Origin of the sequence: Stenomitos frigidus ULC18 (assembly GCF_003003795.1) — a bacterium.
Classification (GTDB): Bacteria; Cyanobacteriota; Cyanobacteriia; order Leptolyngbyales; family Leptolyngbyaceae; genus Stenomitos; species Stenomitos frigidus_A.
Genome location: NZ_PVWK01000125.1, coordinates 33,141 through 51,561, shown reverse-complemented (window position 1 = coordinate 51,561; position 18,421 = coordinate 33,141). Strand labels below are relative to the sequence as shown.

At 51.4% G+C, this 18,421-nt stretch carries 14 protein-coding genes; 1 reads left to right on the top strand and 13 read right to left on the bottom strand.

Annotated features, from left to right (window positions below):
- Positions 1–307: 307 nt before the first annotated feature.
- The 3 genes from fabD to C7B82_RS23465 form a co-directional block, all read right to left on the bottom strand.
- Positions 308–1,174 carry an ACP S-malonyltransferase gene (gene fabD / locus C7B82_RS23475; protein ID WP_106259069.1) on the bottom strand — a complete coding sequence of 289 codons (867 nt, stop codon included), beginning with the start codon at positions 1,172–1,174 and terminating at the stop codon, positions 308–310.
- A 36-nt stretch (positions 1,175–1,210) separates the two neighbouring features.
- Positions 1,211–2,281: a methyltransferase gene (locus tag C7B82_RS23470; RefSeq protein ID WP_106259067.1), complete on the bottom strand. Its 1,071-nt coding sequence runs from the start codon at positions 2,279–2,281 to the stop codon at positions 1,211–1,213.
- 218 nt (positions 2,282–2,499) lie between these two features.
- A complete protein-coding gene (locus C7B82_RS23465; RefSeq protein WP_146141244.1) occupies positions 2,500–3,042 on the bottom strand; it encodes a type ISP restriction/modification enzyme in 543 nt (180 codons plus the stop codon).
- Between the two features lie 255 nt (positions 3,043–3,297).
- Here C7B82_RS23465 and C7B82_RS23460 point away from each other — a divergent pair, with 255 nt between their 5' ends.
- Positions 3,298–3,690, top strand: coding sequence for a holo-ACP synthase (locus C7B82_RS23460; RefSeq protein WP_146141243.1), 393 nt, complete (start codon positions 3,298–3,300; stop codon positions 3,688–3,690).
- Positions 3,691–3,807: 117 nt separating this feature from the next.
- Here the strand turns inward: C7B82_RS23460 and C7B82_RS23455 are convergent, their stop codons facing one another.
- The 10 genes from C7B82_RS23455 to C7B82_RS23410 all read right to left on the bottom strand — a co-directional run bounded on the left by C7B82_RS23455 (position 3,808) and on the right by C7B82_RS23410 (position 18,292).
- Positions 3,808–4,959: a DUF7453 family protein gene (locus C7B82_RS23455; protein ID WP_106259061.1), complete on the bottom strand. Its 1,152-nt coding sequence runs from the start codon at positions 4,957–4,959 to the stop codon at positions 3,808–3,810.
- Between the two features lie 338 nt (positions 4,960–5,297).
- Complete coding sequence (locus tag C7B82_RS23450) at positions 5,298–6,362, bottom strand: aromatic ring-hydroxylating oxygenase subunit alpha (protein WP_106259059.1); 1,065 nt, start codon at positions 6,360–6,362, stop codon at positions 5,298–5,300.
- 70 nt (positions 6,363–6,432) lie between these two features.
- The gene (locus tag C7B82_RS23445; protein ID WP_106259057.1) at positions 6,433–7,773 is read right to left on the bottom strand and encodes a cytochrome P450; all 1,341 of its coding nucleotides are present in this window, start codon (positions 7,771–7,773) and stop codon (positions 6,433–6,435) included.
- A 121-nt stretch (positions 7,774–7,894) separates the two neighbouring features.
- Positions 7,895–8,950, bottom strand: coding sequence for a methyltransferase (locus C7B82_RS23440; protein ID WP_106259056.1), 1,056 nt, complete (start codon positions 8,948–8,950; stop codon positions 7,895–7,897).
- Positions 8,951–9,046: 96 nt separating this feature from the next.
- Positions 9,047–9,397 (bottom strand): antibiotic biosynthesis monooxygenase family protein, encoded by a 351-nt coding sequence (locus C7B82_RS23435; RefSeq protein ID WP_181357630.1) that lies wholly within the window; start codon positions 9,395–9,397, stop codon positions 9,047–9,049.
- Positions 9,398–9,681: 284 nt separating this feature from the next.
- On the bottom strand, positions 9,682–10,788 hold the full coding sequence (locus C7B82_RS23430) for an ABC transporter permease (protein ID WP_106259055.1): 1,107 nt from the start codon (positions 10,786–10,788) through the stop codon (positions 9,682–9,684).
- A 171-nt stretch (positions 10,789–10,959) separates the two neighbouring features.
- Positions 10,960–12,069 (bottom strand): ABC transporter permease, encoded by a 1,110-nt coding sequence (locus C7B82_RS23425; RefSeq protein WP_106259053.1) that lies wholly within the window; start codon positions 12,067–12,069, stop codon positions 10,960–10,962.
- Positions 12,070–12,169: 100 nt separating this feature from the next.
- Positions 12,170–14,179, bottom strand: a complete 2,010-nt coding sequence (locus C7B82_RS23420; RefSeq protein WP_106259051.1) for an ATP-binding cassette domain-containing protein — start codon at positions 14,177–14,179, stop codon at positions 12,170–12,172.
- A 10-nt stretch (positions 14,180–14,189) separates the two neighbouring features.
- Positions 14,190–15,551, bottom strand: a complete 1,362-nt coding sequence (locus C7B82_RS23415; protein WP_106259049.1) for an HlyD family secretion protein — start codon at positions 15,549–15,551, stop codon at positions 14,190–14,192.
- 392 nt (positions 15,552–15,943) lie between these two features.
- A complete protein-coding gene (locus C7B82_RS23410; protein WP_106259048.1) occupies positions 15,944–18,292 on the bottom strand; it encodes an NACHT domain-containing protein in 2,349 nt (782 codons plus the stop codon).
- Positions 18,293–18,421 lie beyond the last annotated feature (129 nt).

Here is an 18,421-nt window from a genome sequence, read left to right as displayed (position 1 = left end):
GCAATCCAGAATTACCAAAATGGGATATCCTTATTCAACCTGCTAGCGGGTAAATTCATTCCTAGAAATCTCCTAAGGGCTAACGGCAAGACTACCGCACGTTCAGCAGGCTGATCTCTGGCAGAAAGTGACACCACTTAAACAGGGATTGGGAAGCCATTTTGGATGAGGTGGGAGAAAATTGAGCCTCCCCAGCGTATCATTCTTGCGACAGAACCGGGTGAATTGCTTTCCTTCCTTTAGAGAATCACCCCTACCCTAAAGCTGGGAGTGCTTTTTGCGCGCTATCTGTATATTGTTACTCGCCTCAAACTGTTAGTGGGTAAGAGGGACTGCTGATATTTTCCAGAATGAGATTGTCACAGGTTCGCTCAATCAATCCCGTTAGAACTGTTCCGGGACCAATTTCAACTACCCGTTCAACGCCCTCTATCGCTAGCCTTAAAGACGTTTCGCGCCATCGAACGGAGCCTGTCATCTGCTGCATTAATCTCGCCTTTAAAATATCAGCGTCGATTGCGGGCGTTGGATCAACATTTGAGATCACTGGAATTTGAGCCGCTTTAAAGGGAACAGACTCCAAGATCTGACGGAACGCTGCCGCTGCTTCGGCCACAACGGGCGAATGAAACGCGCCGCTTACCTTCAGGGGGACGGCTCGACGAAATTTTACCTGAGCCAGCACGGTTTGAACGGCATCCGCTAGCCCGGAAAGCACAACCTGACCTGGATGGTTGTCATTAGCAAGAACAACGTTCGACGTTTGTTGCAATTGCGTTTCGAGTTGAGCGCGATCGACTCCCATCAACGCTATCATCCCGCCTGTACTCACCCGATCCATCAATGATGCTCGCTGTTTGACCAACTGCAAGCCGGTCTCAAAGCTAAACACGCCCGCAGCAAAGAGCGCCACGTACTCTCCCAAACTGTGACCCGCTACAAAATCTGGTTGCTCTGCCATTTGCTCTGCCAGGATTGCAGAGACCGTATACAGACAGGGCTGCGTGTAAAGAGTGCGGAAGAGCCGATCTTCTTGACGACACAGGTCGGGCACAGACCAGCCAAGTATACGCTCTGCTTGCTCAAAGCGCATTTTTGTTGCTGGCAGAAGCAACTTATCTGCCATGCCCACGGTTTGCGACCCCTGCCCCGGAAATACCCATGCGGTCTTCATTGATGAAGTCTCCCTGTGTCGGAAAGCGATGAGTGGTCAGTTTGTACGGACAGCTTCGATGAGGCTGAACGGCGATCGCGTCGCAATGACCTTGGTTACAGTTAAGCCTGCGATGGCAAACAGCGATCGATACTGCGCTTCAGTCCGCTCGTAGCCACCTGCCGACATAATCAGTGCTTCAATGTCGATGATTTTGCTGAGCGCGGGGGCATTGCCTGGTGGAATAAGCATCTCCACCACTAACAGCTTGGCCGTCTCATGCATCGCCTTGCGGCAGTTCTGCAAGATTTTGCCTGCGGTGTCATCATCCCAGTCGTGAATCAGATTCTTGAGAATGTAGACATCCCCGCCTTGAGGCAGCGACTCAAACACGTCCCCAGTGGTTAACTGGCAACGATCACTCACTCCTTGAGCCGTCAGCAGCGATTGTGCCAGGGCAATGCCGGGCGCCAGATCAAAGAAGATACCGCTCAAGCTGGAGTCCGCTTTGAGTATGCGCGCCAGCAAAGACCCATAGCCACCGGGAATGCCGACTTCGACGATTGTCTTCGTGAAGGTGTAGTGGGCGAGAATGCCGTTATCGATCGTTTCCAGCAGGCTGACCATGCTGCGATCGAACGCGCTGGCAAGGTCAGGATGTTGGGCGAGGTAGTCCAAAAACTCCATCCCGTAGAGGTGATCGAACGCGGGTTGCCCAGTTTGCACGCTGTAGAGAATGTCTCCCCAGGTCTGCCAGTGCCACGTTTCACCCAGAACGATCGCGTAGTCTCTCAGAGAACCAGGAACGTTTGAGCGCAGCGTTGCTGCACGCGGAGTTAAGGCAAATTCACCCGTTTCAGTTTCGGCAAAAATCCCCATGCTGGCAAGCGCTCGTAGCAGGCGATAGAGCGCTTGTGGATGAGTTTGTGTCGCCGCTGCAAGAACAGGAATGCTTTTTGCACCATCAGACAACACATCTGCAATGCCCAATTTTGCTGCCACATGGATTGCCTGCGAGACGCGATAGGCATTTGCCATTTGCATCATCGCTACTTGAGGTGGCATTGTTGGTGCACTTGTTGCACGATCGTCTGCCTGTTTTCTAGGGTCTGATTTCGCTACAACCATGAGTTCAATCCATTGAGGTGATTACTAATGAATCTGCCACTCTGTAGGGCATGGCATTGCCATGCCCCTACCAGAAATTCAATCTTGTTTGATCTATCAGGACTTACGCAAAAGCTGTCGAAGTTCGCCCCCTAGCCCCCAAAATTGGGGGAACTGAGCTTATTAAAGCCCCCAGAATTGGGTGCTAGGGGGCAAATGCGTAAGTCCTGTCTATGTTTTTAGTAAGACACTGCAGAGGTCAAACTGTTACGAGACTGTCCGTGAAGGGCGCGATCGCTGCTTGCCATCAGTTCAACCACATCCTTCAGAATCGTCACCATGCGTTGATAGTGCTGGATACTTTGCTCACACAGCGTACAATCCTGACGCTCCTGAAGCCACTTCTGACAAACTTGCCGTCCGCCCAAAGAAAAGTCCCAAAGCGCGTGTGATACGCCTTCAAAATACTGCGTTTGGTTAATCCAAATCTGCCCTTCCTGATCGTGCCTCGGTTCAATATAGCGAACGGCTTCCACACGGTTGCTGCCAGCGATCGGAAATTGAACGGACAGTGAGGTGCTAGTGGTTTGAGACCGTTCGAGCGGGGCACGAAGCCTTTTTGAAAGAGCGTCTACTTTGCGATTTAAACGTGAATAAACTTTCTGTGGAGCCGTGCGAGCTTTGTGATTAACTCGATTAAACGGGATGGTGTCAGTCTGCTGAGGACGACGAAAAGATTCTCTGGCTTTCTCTTTGGAGTGGACTTCGAGTAAAGACTGCATCATATATTTGTGAGGGGCATCAGGTTTGCAGACAACCGAAACTAGTTCTCAGTCTTACATACACGCAGCGTGAGAATGTCTAACGAATGAACCAGGACTGTGGAAGTTAGGGTTAGGTTGCGCCTGTTTTGCTGAGCAAGATTGACAAGCCAGATGAAACAATTTAGAGCTGTAGTGTTTATTGAACTGGGTGTTGCACTTTGGATCATGGGAAAGAATATAATTAAAAAATTCCAATCACTTTAATTGTTACTGGTGCTAGTAATCAAAAGCGTGATTCAAGCGATCGTAGACATCAATCGCACGCTGCTGCTGAGTGACGTTGAGTATTTTTCATCCTATGAGCGCAGCTATTGTCTCAGCAAAACAAACCCTTTAGCGTCGTTTGCAGGCATTTTGTGCGCCAAAGCAGCCTTTATGAGCGCGATCGCTCATAGTGCCCATCCAGATTGCACCTTCGCAGATGTTGAAGTGCGTCATAGTGCCACTGGGCGTCCCTGGATTGGGCTGGTTGGTCCGTTGGCGCAGTGGTGTCAGGAACAGAGGCTTGCGATCGATACCTCGATCAGCCACTCTGGTGAATTTGCTGCCGCCACAGTGCTGCTGTATTCAACACAGCAAAAAGGGCACCTGCAACAGTTACCCTGACGCAATCGTGAGAAGATCGCTAAGGATCGCGGATTAAATAAAATCGACACATTGTTTGCAAGTAGGGGCATGGCATTGCCATGCCCCTACGCTGGGATACTATTTGTTTGCAAGTCCCTAACAACTCAGGCCCGACGAAATTGGATCAGCGCGGAAGATGCCGTTCGTTCCATTTGCTAGCGTTGCCCCAAACGCGATTTGACCCAGCCCATTGAAGGCTTCCCTGCCTGTGAAGAATAGCTGGGTAACCGTAGAACCCGCCACCACATCACCGACCCCAATGACCTTTCCGGTTCGAGGGTCAGAGCCAACGAAGATCCCCTCGCTGCCATCATCCAACCTTGCCTGAAAAGCCACTTTACCATCAGGGCTAATGGATGGGTCCGACAAAAACGCACTGAACGGCCCCTCTGTGGTGGCAACAGTGGTCAGAATGGCATTGGTGTCGATCGTGAAAATTCCGGCTTCATGGTTATCCAGTTGAGCCAGGAACGCGACGGCTCCGTTGTCGTTGACCGAAGGTGAACCAAACAAGTCAAACACGCCCTTGCTGTCTACGATCGCCTCATTCGCCTCGCCGCTGCTGAAGATTCCCCGCTCCCCGCTATCCAGACTTGCGGTGAAAAAGACGTTACCTGTATTATTGAACGCCAGGAAGGGATACACGCCCGTAATCGGTCCATCACCGCCCACTGTGTTTATTTGCTTCTCAAATGAATCGAACTCACCGCTGGTCACAGCGATCGGCACAATCTCTCCGCCATCAGCGATGAAAATGCCAACCTCAGATTGATTGGTGATGCCTAAGAAGGCAACGTCTTTGACATCGTTGATGTCGCTGCCACCCAAAAAGAGGAAGTTACCGAATGGACCGCTGCTGGTGCTGCGATCGGCAACGGTTGTGAAGTTGCCGTCACTATTGGTAAAGATGCCGCTGGCTGCAGGTGGAGCGCCGATACCAGGACCGAACTGATTGCCTGTGAACGATACCACGCCATCTAAGTTGAGCGATGGAATAAAGACGATGTCTGCTCCTGTGCTGGGTTTGTCTGCAATCGTCGTGAGGCCAACGCCATCGCCAGCCAAGATTGCTGCAGGTGGCGCTTCAGCAGTAAAGAATGCTTCGAAGACAACGAGCCCATTGTTGTTAATGGTGGCTTGTCGAAAAGCACGATAAGGTACGTGAAAACCGTTAGTGATTGAAGTAAAGTTATACGCAGCTTTTTCAATTTCTTGACCTAGCTGTACAGTATCTATGGCAATAGGCATAGTGAAACTCCTTGCTTAAGGTGAACTCGATACTAAATATCTTTACCGCGATCTCAAGGTTTTGGTAGAGACGTCACAGGCTAATTTAAGTAATCTTCTTCACTTTTTCTACTGTAAGAAGAATGAGTGAAAATACGCAATTCAACTGGATTTTATGGATGCCTTTAAATGAAATAATGCTATGGTTATAAGCCAGAAAAAATATATAAAGCATCATTAATTAACCGTGAAAACAACAAATTTGTGCTGAAAATCTGGATTAAAATCACTAATCTTCAGCACATATAATCGCTGCGAAGGTCGCATTTTAATGAGGTTGAATCAGACCGCTATTTTAGCTACAATCCAACTGCTTCAGGCTGTGTTACTGATGGCATTTCTCCTTCGACCAGAACGCAATTTTTCAATTCATTACTCAATTCATACGGTTGAGAGATTGAAGCAGTGGCAAATTCTCGCGCTTTGCGATCGTACCACTGACGATATCTCAGCGAGAGCAGGTCTGGCTTCACAGTACATTTCCAGTCTCCATAGCCATGGTTATGCCACTCGGTTTGCGCTCTGAGAATCGGCAGATCTTCGTCAAGAATTTGGTTGGCTTTACGTCTGAGCGATCGACTCACGAGTGGGTTCCACGTCAGCCAATCTCTTGCTTCAAACACAAACAGCCTCGTCTTATTTCCTGACAGCGGCACAAAGTAATCGCTAGCAATCAGTCGCCAGCCTGGCTTGGGCTCGATCGCCACCTTGACTAAACACGGCGGCTCAAACGAGTAAACAAAATCGTTGTAGTCTTCACCATCGGCATTTTTGACCATCATGGTCATGCCATATTCATACTCGCTCAAGCTGACTTCAAGCGATCGCAAATAGTCTCGCTGCTTTTTACTGGCGATCGACTTCGTGTGTAGAAAAGGGAAATGAGCAAAATCCAGACCGCCTGCGATCATTAACTTGTGCGGAATATCCTGCTCTCGGACAATGACGTCATGCACCCAGCCCGCTTCAGTGGTGCCCTCTGGTAAACGCAGTGGGGGTGCGTCCGCCGCTGCTCCAGCAAAGACCCAAACCACGCCCAGGCGTTCTTCTGTCGGGTAGGCAAACTGACACCTGGCACCTTTGGGCAGTGTGGCATCGTCCGCTAAACAGGGAATTTTCGTACAGTTGCCGCTCTCGCCAAACTGCCACCCGTGATAAGCGCACTCGATGCTTCCCGCTTTCACCGTTCCGATCGAAAGCGGCACACCTTGATGTGGGCAAGAATCGTGTAGGCAAAGCACCTTGCCCGTGCGATCTCTAAACAGCACCAATGGATCTCCGAGTAGAGACGTTCCATACGGCTTAACAGCAGAAACATCTGAGGAGAGAACAAGCGGATACCAATAGTTCTTCAGAAATTCCATCGGACAAACCTCGCATTTGAACGTTGAATGAATGACTGTGTGTAGAATGCTGCGTATGGGCAGTGGGGCGTCAGCGCCGTTTTAATTCCGCCTGTAAATGTTCCTGCACTTTTGTTGGTTGAAGCACAGGCGCAATCGCGGCGCGATCGGGCGTTACAGTCCAATCGAATTGGCGTAGGAGTGTAGCGAGAAACACCTTCATCTCCAGCTTGGCTAGCTCCAAGCCAATGCAGGTGTGCGGGCCGCCGCCAAAGCCAATGAGTGCAAACGGATGGCGCTTGTCTTCTTCACGCGGTGGAGCAAAGCGATCGGGATCGAAGCGATCGGGGTTGGGATAAAGGTCGGGTAAGCGGTGCGTGAGCATGGGCGAAATGTCTATATACCAGCCTGCGGGAATATGGTATCCGGCGAATTCTACGTCTTTGATAACCCCACGCGCCATGCCGAAGACGGGTGGATACAGCCGCTCCGCTTCTTTCAGCACGTTGCTCATCTGGGGCAGCTTATTGAGGTGAGAGAGTTGCAGCGGCGCATCGCCCACGACTTGTGCAAGTTCGGTACGGAGGCGATCGCGCCATTCTGGATGGGCACTCAGCTCAAAGAGCACCCAACTCAGCAGCATCGCCGGATTGTCTTGTCCCGCCAGCAGCAGCATCAAGGCCTGGTCTGTGACTTCGGACTCAGTGAGGTGATTGCCCTGTTCATCTGTTGCCACCATCAACATGCCCAACACATCGCGGCATTCCTGCAAGTTGCCTTGGGCGCGACGTGTGGTAATTTTGTTGCGCACAAAACCCAGAAGATTGCGACGGGCCTGCTGCGATTGACCGTACAGCGTTTGCGGAATATCGAGTTTAAGCTTGCCACGCAAACCGCGCATCAGTTGGCGAAACCACTGGCTAGTCTGCTGAATTTCCGCATCCGATTCGGTACCTAGAAATAATTTGCTAGCAACGATCGTCGTAAATTGCCCAAACGAGTCAATGAGGGGAACGGTATCTTGTTGCCCCCATTCGATGAGCAGTTGGTCTACAACCTGTTGCACCGTGTCGAAGTAGTTGGCGATCGCCCGTCCGTGCATCGAAGGAAACATCAGCTTGCGCGTGGCGCGGTGCTCTGCTCCGCCCTGCATCAAAATGCCGCGACCCAGCAGCGGCTCCAAAAACTGCCACCCTAGTCGCGTCGAAAAGTGATCGACCTGTTCACTCAGCACCAGCCGATTAGCTTCTGGCCCAATTAAGTAGGCAAACTTGTGCCCCTTAATGCAGCTTTTGAAAATTGGACCATAGCGCTCAAACCGTCGCCAGTAGAACAATTCGTCGTCCGCAAAGAGTTCTTTGGATTCTCCGCGCCCAAAGCTTCCAGGCATCTCATCGGCGGATTTAAGTCGCTGTAAGACTTGAACTGTCATGGGAGAACTCCATACAATTTTGAGTTTTGAATTTTGAATTTTGAATTACGAATTTTGAATTGCAAAGGTGATTGAAATCTATCCGCTAGTTCAAAATTCAAAATTCATCATTGAGAATTTCCTAAGCTCGTACCGCCTCAAGAATGCTGTTCGCCGTTTGGGTTGGAATGATTCGTGCTAGCTGATAGCCAGCGGCTTCGAGGAGCGATCGATACTGCGCTTCGGTGCGTTCATAGCCTCCGGGTGTCGTCAGCAGCGATTCGAGATCGACAAATTTGCCGACAAACGGATCGTTGCCGGACGGCATCACCATTTCGACCAGTAGGACTTTGCCATTGGTGGCCATGGCTTCGCGGCAGTTTTGCAGAATTTTAATTGCTCGCTGGTCGTCCCAGTTGTGAATCACAAACATCAGTACGTAGGCATCACCGCCAGCGGGAACAGCATCGAGGCAATGTCCATGCAACAGCTCGCAGCGATCGGCAATGCCCGACGCGGCAATCACAGGTCGGGCACCCTCAATCACAAAGGGCAGGTCGTACAAAACGCCCTGCATCGTCGGATGCGCGGTGAGCAGTGGAATCAGCGTATTGCCATAGCCGCCTAAAACGGCCACATCAATCACCTTGCTCATACCAGAGAAATTGTAATTTGCCAGCAGTGCCGCTGACGCTCTCGCCGAAACGCTGGTTTTCGAGGGACCGTGCGTCCGCGCAAAGTCGGGATTTTGCTGGCAGTAGTCGTATAACTCCATACCGTGAATGCGATCGAAAGCCGCTTCTCCCGTCTGCACACTTTCCAGTAGGCGTCCCCACACCTGCCAGTGCCAATCTTTGCCCAGTACCTTGACCATCGGACCGATCGAGTCGGGCAGGTCATGACGCAAAAACTGGGCATTGGGCGTCAGGTGGAAGCGTCCGTCTTCGTCTTCGGCAAAGACGCCAACGCCGGCAAGCGCCCGCAAAACGCGGTAAAGCGATGGCGCATGGGTTCCGGTTGCCTCAGCAAGTTCCTGAACGGTTTTCGGTGCGTCGGTTAACAGGTCTGCAATACCCAACGTTGCCGCTGTGTAGATAATGCGTGCGACCCTCATGCCACCGAGCATTTGCAGCATGGCGACCTGAGGGGGCAAATCGGGCATCACTTTTGGCGCATCTGGCTTGATCGTTGTCGTCATGGGTTAAGTGAGGTGTGAGGTGTGAGGTGTGAGGAGTGAGGCGTTTAAAAACAGTCTTTTTTGCCAACTCAGCGGTTAGAAACTTTGTGCCGATCGCTAAGCTTGTTTCATGTAGCAAACTTCGTATAGCACCGGATCAGATTCGGCAATTTGAGAGATGGCAGGCATGTGCGCCGTCGCTGCTGGCGTTTGAAAAATGGCTCTGAAGTCTTCAACGCTGCGCCATTGGGCATAGTTGGTAACGCGCGTACCGTCTAGACTTTTGTGGATATTTGCCGAAATGAAACCAGAAAGTTTACACATCACCTCTTCGGTGGCATCGACGAGTAGATCAACTAAGAGCTGTTGATTTTCTGGCGCCACTTTAAATACATTGATCAGAGTGACGAGCTGTTGCTCCTGAGCGATCGTCGTCACTACCTTGCTGTCGGTTGTGAATACTGTCATAAAAGCTCTCCAGATACAAGCACTGGCTACGATAAATCGCTTCTCTAGCCATTTGAGATTAGATTACAGAGATCAGCCTTGGAAATGTGTAGAGGTTAGGTGTAGGTTGTGTCTAACTTGGCGCGTTATCTTTTATTGAGATTACAGGTTGGGCTGAACAGCGTGAAATCCCTAGCGCAGGCATGCCAAAGGCTTTACGCCAGCTGTCGCTCGGTTGGAGTTTGTAGACTCAACCCAACCGACAGTTCTATGCAAGTTCAGACGAAACTGGTATCAGTTGAACCCTAAAGCAGTTGGCTACGGAACTTGCGAATGCTGATCGTTAGAAGCACGATCGCAAACAGCACCAGCGCCAAAACATGCAGCCACAGAACATCCAAGCCCGCACCTTTGAGGAGGATGCCTCGCACGATGGCAATGTAATGTCGCATTGGATTGAGTAGCGATAGGATGCGGAAAAATGGCGGCATACTTTCCACAGGGGCGATCGCGCCGGAGGTTTCCACCATTGGCATATTGATGAAAAAGGTCGTCAAAACAACTTGCTGTTGATATTGATAAATCGTTCCGAGCAGCGTGCCGATGCTGATGCTGACAAACAAATAGCAACCGGACAGCAGCATAAACAGCAGAAAGCTGCCGCGAAACGGAACGCCGAAAATCAAGCGTCCCAACGTCAGCGCCAGCAGCACATCTCCTAACAGCAACACAAACAGCGGCACAATTTTTGCCAGCAGAATCTCCCACGCTGCCGATGGAGTCATCAACAGTTGTTCCAGCGTGCCGACATCTTTCTCCTTCACAACCGCGATCGCGGAGACGATCGTGCCAATCAACGTCAGCACCAAGCCCATGACGCCGGGAATAAAAAACCAGCTACTCGTCAAACCCGGATTGTAGAGAAACAGCACTTGAGACTGCACGGGTAGAGTGGTTTGTGCCGTTTCAAGACGACGATTATATTGCAGCATTATTTGTGAAATGTAGCCGTTGATGATGCCCGCAGTGTTGGCATTGACGGCATCAATCAACACCTGAATTTCTGCGTCACCTGCAGCAAAGCGGCGAGGAAACTCTGGCGGAATCACCACACCCACATTTAATTTTCCCGTCTCCACCTGCTGACCCAGATCCGCTTCACTCAGCGGTGGGGACTGGGCAACAAAAATCCCATTCTCCGTCAAGGCAGACACTAATTCTCGACTTTCATAAACGTTGGCGTAGTCAATCACTCCCAATTTCAAATTCTGCACATCGGGATTCAGAGCAAAACCGTAGAGCATCAACTGAACGATCGGCGGAATAATGAGCAGGAACAAAAGCTGTTTGTTGCGCAGAATCTGATTAATTTCTTTACGAAGTAATGCCAGGAAAGGAGTATTACGAAACATAAATTTATGGCATTCAGTAGAGAATAAGAGTAAACCACAGAAAAAAGATCCAACTGCTAGGGGTGGGTTTGGCTAAAAGTAACTCGGTTTGATGAGAGGCACTCCACTAGACCTGTCCTTACGATGGGGCAGATTTTTCTTGGAATTCTTTAACGTCGATCGAGCGATGAGCTATTCAGTCTCAAGCTGCATTCGGTCAAGCCCCTTACGCGATACGGTGAAAAAGAAAAGCCCTAGAACAATGAGCATGAGCAGGCTAAACCAAACGCCTGCCCAACCTGTACCGCGTACAAAAGCATCACGGGTAATGTCGATGAAGTAACGGGCGGGAACGACGTTAGGAATCAGGGATAGCGGAAAGGGAATATTGTTGAGCGGATAGATGAAGCCGGACAGCAGCAGAGAAGTGATAAACCCAATCAGAGAAGCGCCTTGAACGGCTTCTGCTTGGCTCTCGGCTTTTACCCCCAGCATCAAGCCAAACAAAATGCTGTCTGCTAGAAACACGCAGGTTCCGACCAGTAAGGGAATGGGATTTCCAGCGAACTTCAGTTGAAAGACAAGAGCACCCAGTCCGATGACGACGATCGCCTCACCAACGGCAATTAGCCAGTATGCTAAGCCCTTACCCAGCAAAAGTTCGACCGCGCTAATGCTCGATGCGTAAACCTGTAGAATTGTGCCTTTTTCTCGTTCTTTGACCATCGCGATCGCCGTTAGCAGCGATGGAAAAATCCACAGCACAACCGCAAAGGTTCCAGGCACAATATAAAGAGATTCCAGACGACCGGGATTAAACCAGAGCCGAGTTTGAGCCGTAACGGTATTTTGGGTGGACAGTAACCCTTGATCCCGCATAAAGAAATTCGTCACAGATTGAATGCCCGATCGAATCACCCGTGCATTATTGACATCCGCTGCATCGACTAGAATCTGGATCGTAGTAGGTGTTCCCGCTCTTGCCTGCCGACTGAACTCTGGCGGAATAATGATGGCAGCTTTGGCAATGCCGTGATCGATCGCGTCCCGCGCTGGTTCGCTGCCCGACCATTCTCGCGGTGTAAATTGATTCGTCGCATAGAGTCGCTCAATATAACTGCGACTCAGTTTGCTGTGGTCAAAATCCTGCACAATCACTGGAATATCTTTACTTTCCAACCGCACGGCAAAGCCAAAAATTAGCAATGTGATTAACGGCAGTAAAAACGCTAGCGCGAGGGTAAGACGATCGCGCCGAAATTGTACGAGTTCTTTGCGACACTGAGCCAGAATGCGGTTCATAGGAGATTTTGAATTTTGAATTACAGAGCCATACACTTAATCATTCATCATTCTCAATTCATCATTCACAACTCATCATTCTCAATTCATCATTCACAACTCATAATTGCCCTTGAGCTCTTTGCACAATGCCAATAAAGGCATCTTCGAGCGAGAAGGGAATACGACGGAGGGAATGAAGCGTCAGATGATGGGTGGTGAGGAGCGATCGCACAGAGGCGAGTTCTTGGTTGGGGTTGTCGAGCACCAGGTGGAGGCGATCGGCGAAAATGGAGACGCGCCAGGGTTCGAGGTGGTGTTTGAGTAGATTGGAGGCGGCTTGCGGGCGATCGACGACGATTTCGAGTAACTGTCCGGGTTGGGCCGCTTTCAGTTCGCTAGGGGAGCCTTCGGCAGCGATTTCTCCAGCCACGAGGAAGCTCATGCGGTTGCACTGTTCGGCTTCTTCCAGGTAGTGCGTCGTCACCAGAATGGCCGTGCCGTTCCGGGCAAAATCATTAATCAATTTCCAGAATTGCCGTCGCGCCACGGGATCAACGCCTGATGTTGGTTCGTCCAGAAATAAAATATCCGGCTCGTGCAGCACCGATGCGCCGAACGCGACGCGCTGTTTCCAACCGCCGGGTAGCTGTCCGGTCAGCATGTCTTCTTGCCCTACGAGTCCGCAGGTTGCAAGTACCCAATCAATTTTTTCGCGGCGAAGCTTCGACGGCACACCATAAACACCACTGTAGAACTCCAAATTTTGGACGATCGTCAAATCATCATACAGCGTGAATTTCTGACTCATGTAGCCGATGCGTCGCCGCAAAGCGGCACTCCGCAGGTCGGTTTCACCACCGAGGGATACTTCGCCATCACTGGCTCCCAGCAGGCCACACAGCATTTTAATCGTGGTAGTTTTTCCGGCTCCATTCGCGCCCAGCAAGCCGAAGATTTCGCCGTATTGAACGTGCAAATTGACGTGTTTAACGGCTTGAAAATTGCCGAAAACGCGGTTGAGATTGCAAGCGGAAATGGCGTGGGAAGGTTCAATTTTGAATTTTGAATTTTGAGTTTTGAATTTTGAATTCTCAATTTTGCATTCAAAATTTTCTCTATGGCCTCCTCTTGATCGCGGGAACTCCAGGCATTGCGATGTCCCTCCTTGTTGACGCAAACGCGTGACGAAGACATTCTCCAGGGTGGGTTCGGCGGCTTCGATGTCGGGTTTGGGTAATTGCTGCTGCTGGAGCAAGTGTCGAAGGTGAGTTTCGCCGTGCTGCAAATGGGGCACCAAGACATCCAGACGATCGCCAAAAAGCTGCACATCGGCAATCTCATCGCCTGTCGCTTGGGTAAGCACCTGTTCGGTGGCGTCGAGTTCCGGAGTGCGGACGACGAGGCGATGCAGCCCTAAACTGGCGCGGAGTTCTGCTGGAGTGCCGATTTGCTGAATCTGTCCGTCATACATCAGAGCAATACGGTTGCAGCGTTCGGCTTCGTCTAAATACGGGGTGGCAACGACGATCGTCATACCCTCAGCCGACAATTCCGCCAGCACATCCCAAAATTCTCGCCGCGACACGGGATCAACACCTGTAGTGGGTTCGTCCAGCAGCAGTACTTGCGGTTGAGCAATCAGCGCACAGCACAGCGCCAGCTTTTGCTTCATGCCGCCAGATAGCTGCCCCGCGAGGCGATCGCCAAACCGATCCAACTCCATCAGTCGCAGATATTTAGTCCGTCGCTGCTGAAAGGCCGTTTCGGGCACCTGTCGCAGCCCAGCGGCATACTGCAAATTCTCATCAACGCTGAGATCCAGGTACAGCGAGAACTGCTGCGTCAGGTAGCCCGTAACCAGTCGGGCATCGCGAGGCGATCGTTCCAGTACGCTCACGTCGCCGGCAGTCGCTTCCATGACACCGCCCAAGATGTGAAACGTGGTGGTTTTGCCTGCGCCATCGGGTCCAATCAGTCCAAACAGTTCGCCTGGCTGCACAGTGAAATCAATGCCACGAACAGCGACCAGCTTTCCGTAGTGTTTGTGCAATCCCTGTACCGAAATGGCTGCTGCTGGCGCAAGCGCGATCGTCGAAACGATGGCTGGAAGTGAGTCAGTCTGATGCATGAAGGTTTAATTAATCTTTCAGGAGAATTCTGGCATCCGCAGGCATTCCCTGTTTGGCGCAGGGCAAGCCATTGTCCGCATAAGGAGTCGCAGGATTATTGCAGCCTGCCGGATTTTCGACGCTAATGCGCACACCGACCACTTGTTTCACGCGATCCTGCTGGAAGTAAATATTTTCTGGCGTAAAGGAGGCTTGGGAGTCGATCGCGATGACCTTGCCCTCTAGCGGCTTATTGGTCGCAGAATCGAGAAACACCTGCACCATTTGTCCCACTCGCACATGGCCAATCTCTCCCTCAGGCAGGAAGCCTCGCAAATAAACGGTTTGCGGATCGATCAGCGTCAGAAGTTTCGATTGACTATCGACGACGGTTCCCGGTTCAACGCTACGTGCCGTCACAACGCCATCCAGCGGACTGACTACACTGGAGTCTTGTTCAGAGTCTTTGATTTGCGTTTCAATCTGCTGTCTGGCTGCCTGAGCGTCTTTCACCCGCGCTTCTGCGCCTTTGAGTTGTGCCTGGGCAACGCTTAGTGCCGCTAAACTCTGTTCACGCCGTTGCAGCAGCGCCGCTAACTGAGTATTGCGAATGGTCGGGTTTAAGCTGCTGCTTTCGGTTTGCGTTAGCCCCCCTGCTGCCGCGCTTAACTGTTGACGAGCGGCTTCTACGGCTGCCACCTGTGCCTGAGCTTTGGCGTGAGACGTTTCTAGAGTCGTCTGTGCCTGGTCAAACTGCTGCTGGTTGACCGCGCCCTCTTGCAACAGTGTCGCGTAGCGCTCGCGATTCAAAGCTGCCAGCTTTTGTTCTGCACTGGCTTGAACCGCCTGAGCTTCTGCCTGGGCGAGCTGCGCTTTAGCGACTGCTACTTGCGATCGCGCCTGGTCAACGCGCCCCTGCGTGTCACCCTGCGACTGCTGCACGTTTAACTGAGCTTCCTGGATCTGGCTGTTAACCTCGCTAATGGCGCTTTGCGCTCGTGCAACCTCCGACCGCGCTTGTTCCGCTTCCTGCTTTACGCTCAGCACCCGTGCCTGTGCACCGCGCAACTGATCCTGAAGTAGCTGATCGTTACTGCCATCTAACGTCACCAGCACGTCGCCTTTGCGCACGACGGCTCCTTCTCGAACCGCCACCTTCTCGACCCGTCCCGATCGCTTAACTCCGATCGCGGTTTCGTAGACTTCGATGCGTCCACTCAGATGAAGGCTTTTGTCAGCGGGGGAGAGCCATTGCCAAGCTCCATAGCCAGCCCCCGCTAGCACAAGGGCGATCGGCAGCAGCAAAAGCTGCTTGGGTGGGCGTTTCGCTTTTACAGGAATGGCGGGTAGCTCTTGCGGACTATCAACAGAACCAGGCAGTGTTTGTGTCATCGGTAGCGACCTCGGAAGCTCAGGAAGTAGGAGCGATTAGTGATAGCTAATCGCTTTCAGTGTGTTCAGTCCATTCAAGTCGGTAGGCTAAATTATTTGAAGCATGGGCTAGCGATGGCGTCACCCTAGCGGGTGTCGAGTTTTGTGCCTCAGCCCAATCTACAAGGAGCTTCGATGCAATGGCACCCACCGACTACTCATTAGCGTCTCAAACCGTTAGTAGTATCCATCAAGCTCACGCAGATCAGCTTTACGGGTTTCTAAAGCTGCGGGCTAACGGCTGTTCTGAGATTAGATTGTACTGAAGACAGGACCCGGAAGGTGTACAGGTTAGGGATAGGTTATGTCTGACTTTAGCCAGCGATCGAGCAACCAGAGCGCGGAACCCGAGTTTACCGCTGACTCTTGGTAGCGGGCAGCAACAACATGCCTTGGCTCTTTGGGAGCGTTGTCGGAGTCACCACAGAAGCATAATTCAAGCAGTCCAGCAGCAGTTGATTGGCTCGATAGTACCCTTGCAGTAGGCGTTTCTGGTGCGCGGTAAGCTGCCAATCGTGACCAAGATTACGGTACTGAACGATGACGCTTCGCAACTGTACAGTCCAGGCTAAACGGGGTTTCTGCCACCACTCCCGAAATTGCGGTGCATGCGCCCGCTCCGTTTCAAGCAACGGCAGCTGCGCTTGCAGTGCTTGCAGCACCAGCGCGAGTTCAGGCGCAACGTGCAGCGAACAGCTAAGTGCTTGAACCAAGGCGTGCGCCAACGCGTGTGCCAGAGTGAGTATGAACAAGTCCGGTGCCTCTTCCAGAGCACGATCGAGCGATCGGGCCAGGGTGATTATTCGCACCAACAGTCGATCGAGCGTGAGGTCACCTTCCAACGAGTCGCTTTGGGAGAGTTGCACACAGTCGGCCAGATCGAGGAGCGGACCGAGCTCTAGCTCAAGATAACGCGATCGTAGTTCTACAGCATTGGCAGTCGTAGAGACTGCCTCCGTTTTCTGAGTCAGCCAGCTGAAAACTCTTTGTAGACTGGCGTCTTGAGCGAGGCAATCGAGTTTTTGCTCGATCAGTTGAACCAGACAAGCGGTGTCAGGCAGCATTTCCATCGTCAGCAAAAAGACTTCGCGCCAGTGGCGATTCGTCACGTGATTGACGAGGCGTTGAAGGAATCGTTCCCGCGCTGGGCCGTTCGCCGCGCTGACGATTCGCTGCGCGGCAAAATACTCGTGAAAAATGAAATGGGGGAATGAATAAACGCCTCTTGCCCGCTCGACTAACAGTCCGTGTTGCGCCTCGATCGCTTTCAGCACGGCTTCACTGTCCACATGATCGTCCGGCTTAACGATGGCGCGAGGCAACCGGCGGCGGTAGTCGCAGATAAACTGCTCCAGTTCTTTCTGCCGAAAAAAGTAGTCCCCGCGCTCCAACATGCTCAGCGCGATATGACTCAGTAACTCTTCTTTATGGCGCAGCGGCAAGTCTTGATGGGCTTGGCTACGCTCAATGTGCCGTCGAGCGTCCCAGTTTTTCAGCAGCACTTGTAGCGATTCTTTGCACAGTGCCGCTCGGCTAGCTGCAAACTCGCCGCTGTCTTCAAAGACCAGACACAACAGCGTCAGCAGCAGCGGGTTGGTCGCCAGTTCTTGAATCGGACGATTCTGCTGCAACGCTTGCATAAAGCGGAAACACAAGCTGGTCTCGCGATCGGCAAACCATTTCAGGGCGAAATTGGTAATCTGCAACCAGTCAAAATCCGCAATTTCAACTTCGGTGAACTGCTCAAATAGATAGTCTTGGGCTGCAATGCGACAGGTAATCACAAACTGATTGGCATGAAACCGCCCCACAAATTGACGCACCGCTTGCAAAATGGATTGGCGATGGCCCGGCCCCACTTCGTCCAATCCATCTAGCAGCAGCAGCGCGTTGCCCTGAATCAGTACGGTTAGAGCCAACTGCGCCGCGATTGTGCTGATCGTGGCAAATTGCGCGGTGATGTAGTGCAGAAAATCTCTGCAGGGCGTCTCTGCAAAATCTTTGAGGCTGATGAAAATGGGTACACGATCGGCCAGAAAGTTACCTTCAATACATTCAATGGCGATTTGCTTCAAAAATATAGTTTTGCCCGCTCCAGGCTTACCCAAAATCATCAGCTTGGAGTGTTTTTCAACCACATCAAACCCCGGCAGCGGCTTTTGTGGAATGCAGTTCAAGCATGGACGATCGTCTTCGATCGCCACAGAAGCTTTGAGCAAATCGGGAATGTTGAGCCAACGACGACTGCTCATCTTCTCTAAAAGCTTAACCTCGGTATAGATCTTGCTCAGCTTGCGCGGTTGCGACATATCCAGTACGCGTAAACTGCCGCACTGCTGCTGGATGATGACCTGAATCTGCTGTCGCAATGTTTGAACCAAATCGGGCGTGGGTAGCGGAACGAAGGCAAAATCGCTGCGATTGCTATCATCACTGAGTTGCTTCTCAAACTCCGCTGGATCAGTTTCTATTTCTTCGGTCAGGTCGGCAATCTCCTGCCAGGGGAGTTTAAGCGCTTGACAAATTTTGTGGAAGTTTTCGCGCCCGATCGGTTTTTCAGCAAAAAAGTTCTGCACGGTAGCACGGGAAATTTCCAATTCAGCGGCTAAATCAATCTTGGTGGCAAACACCATCACGGCTCGGTTAGCTCGACGAATGCCAGTGGAAGATGCCTTTAGCGATCGGCTTGCTTTAACTACCACGATACGCCTCCCTGATTAAATGAATAACGGTAAAGCAATATGAAAGGTTTAAGAATCGATCGAGATTAAGATAGATAATCACACCTTAATCAAGAAATGGATGAAAAAGATGTTGCCAGTATTACAAAA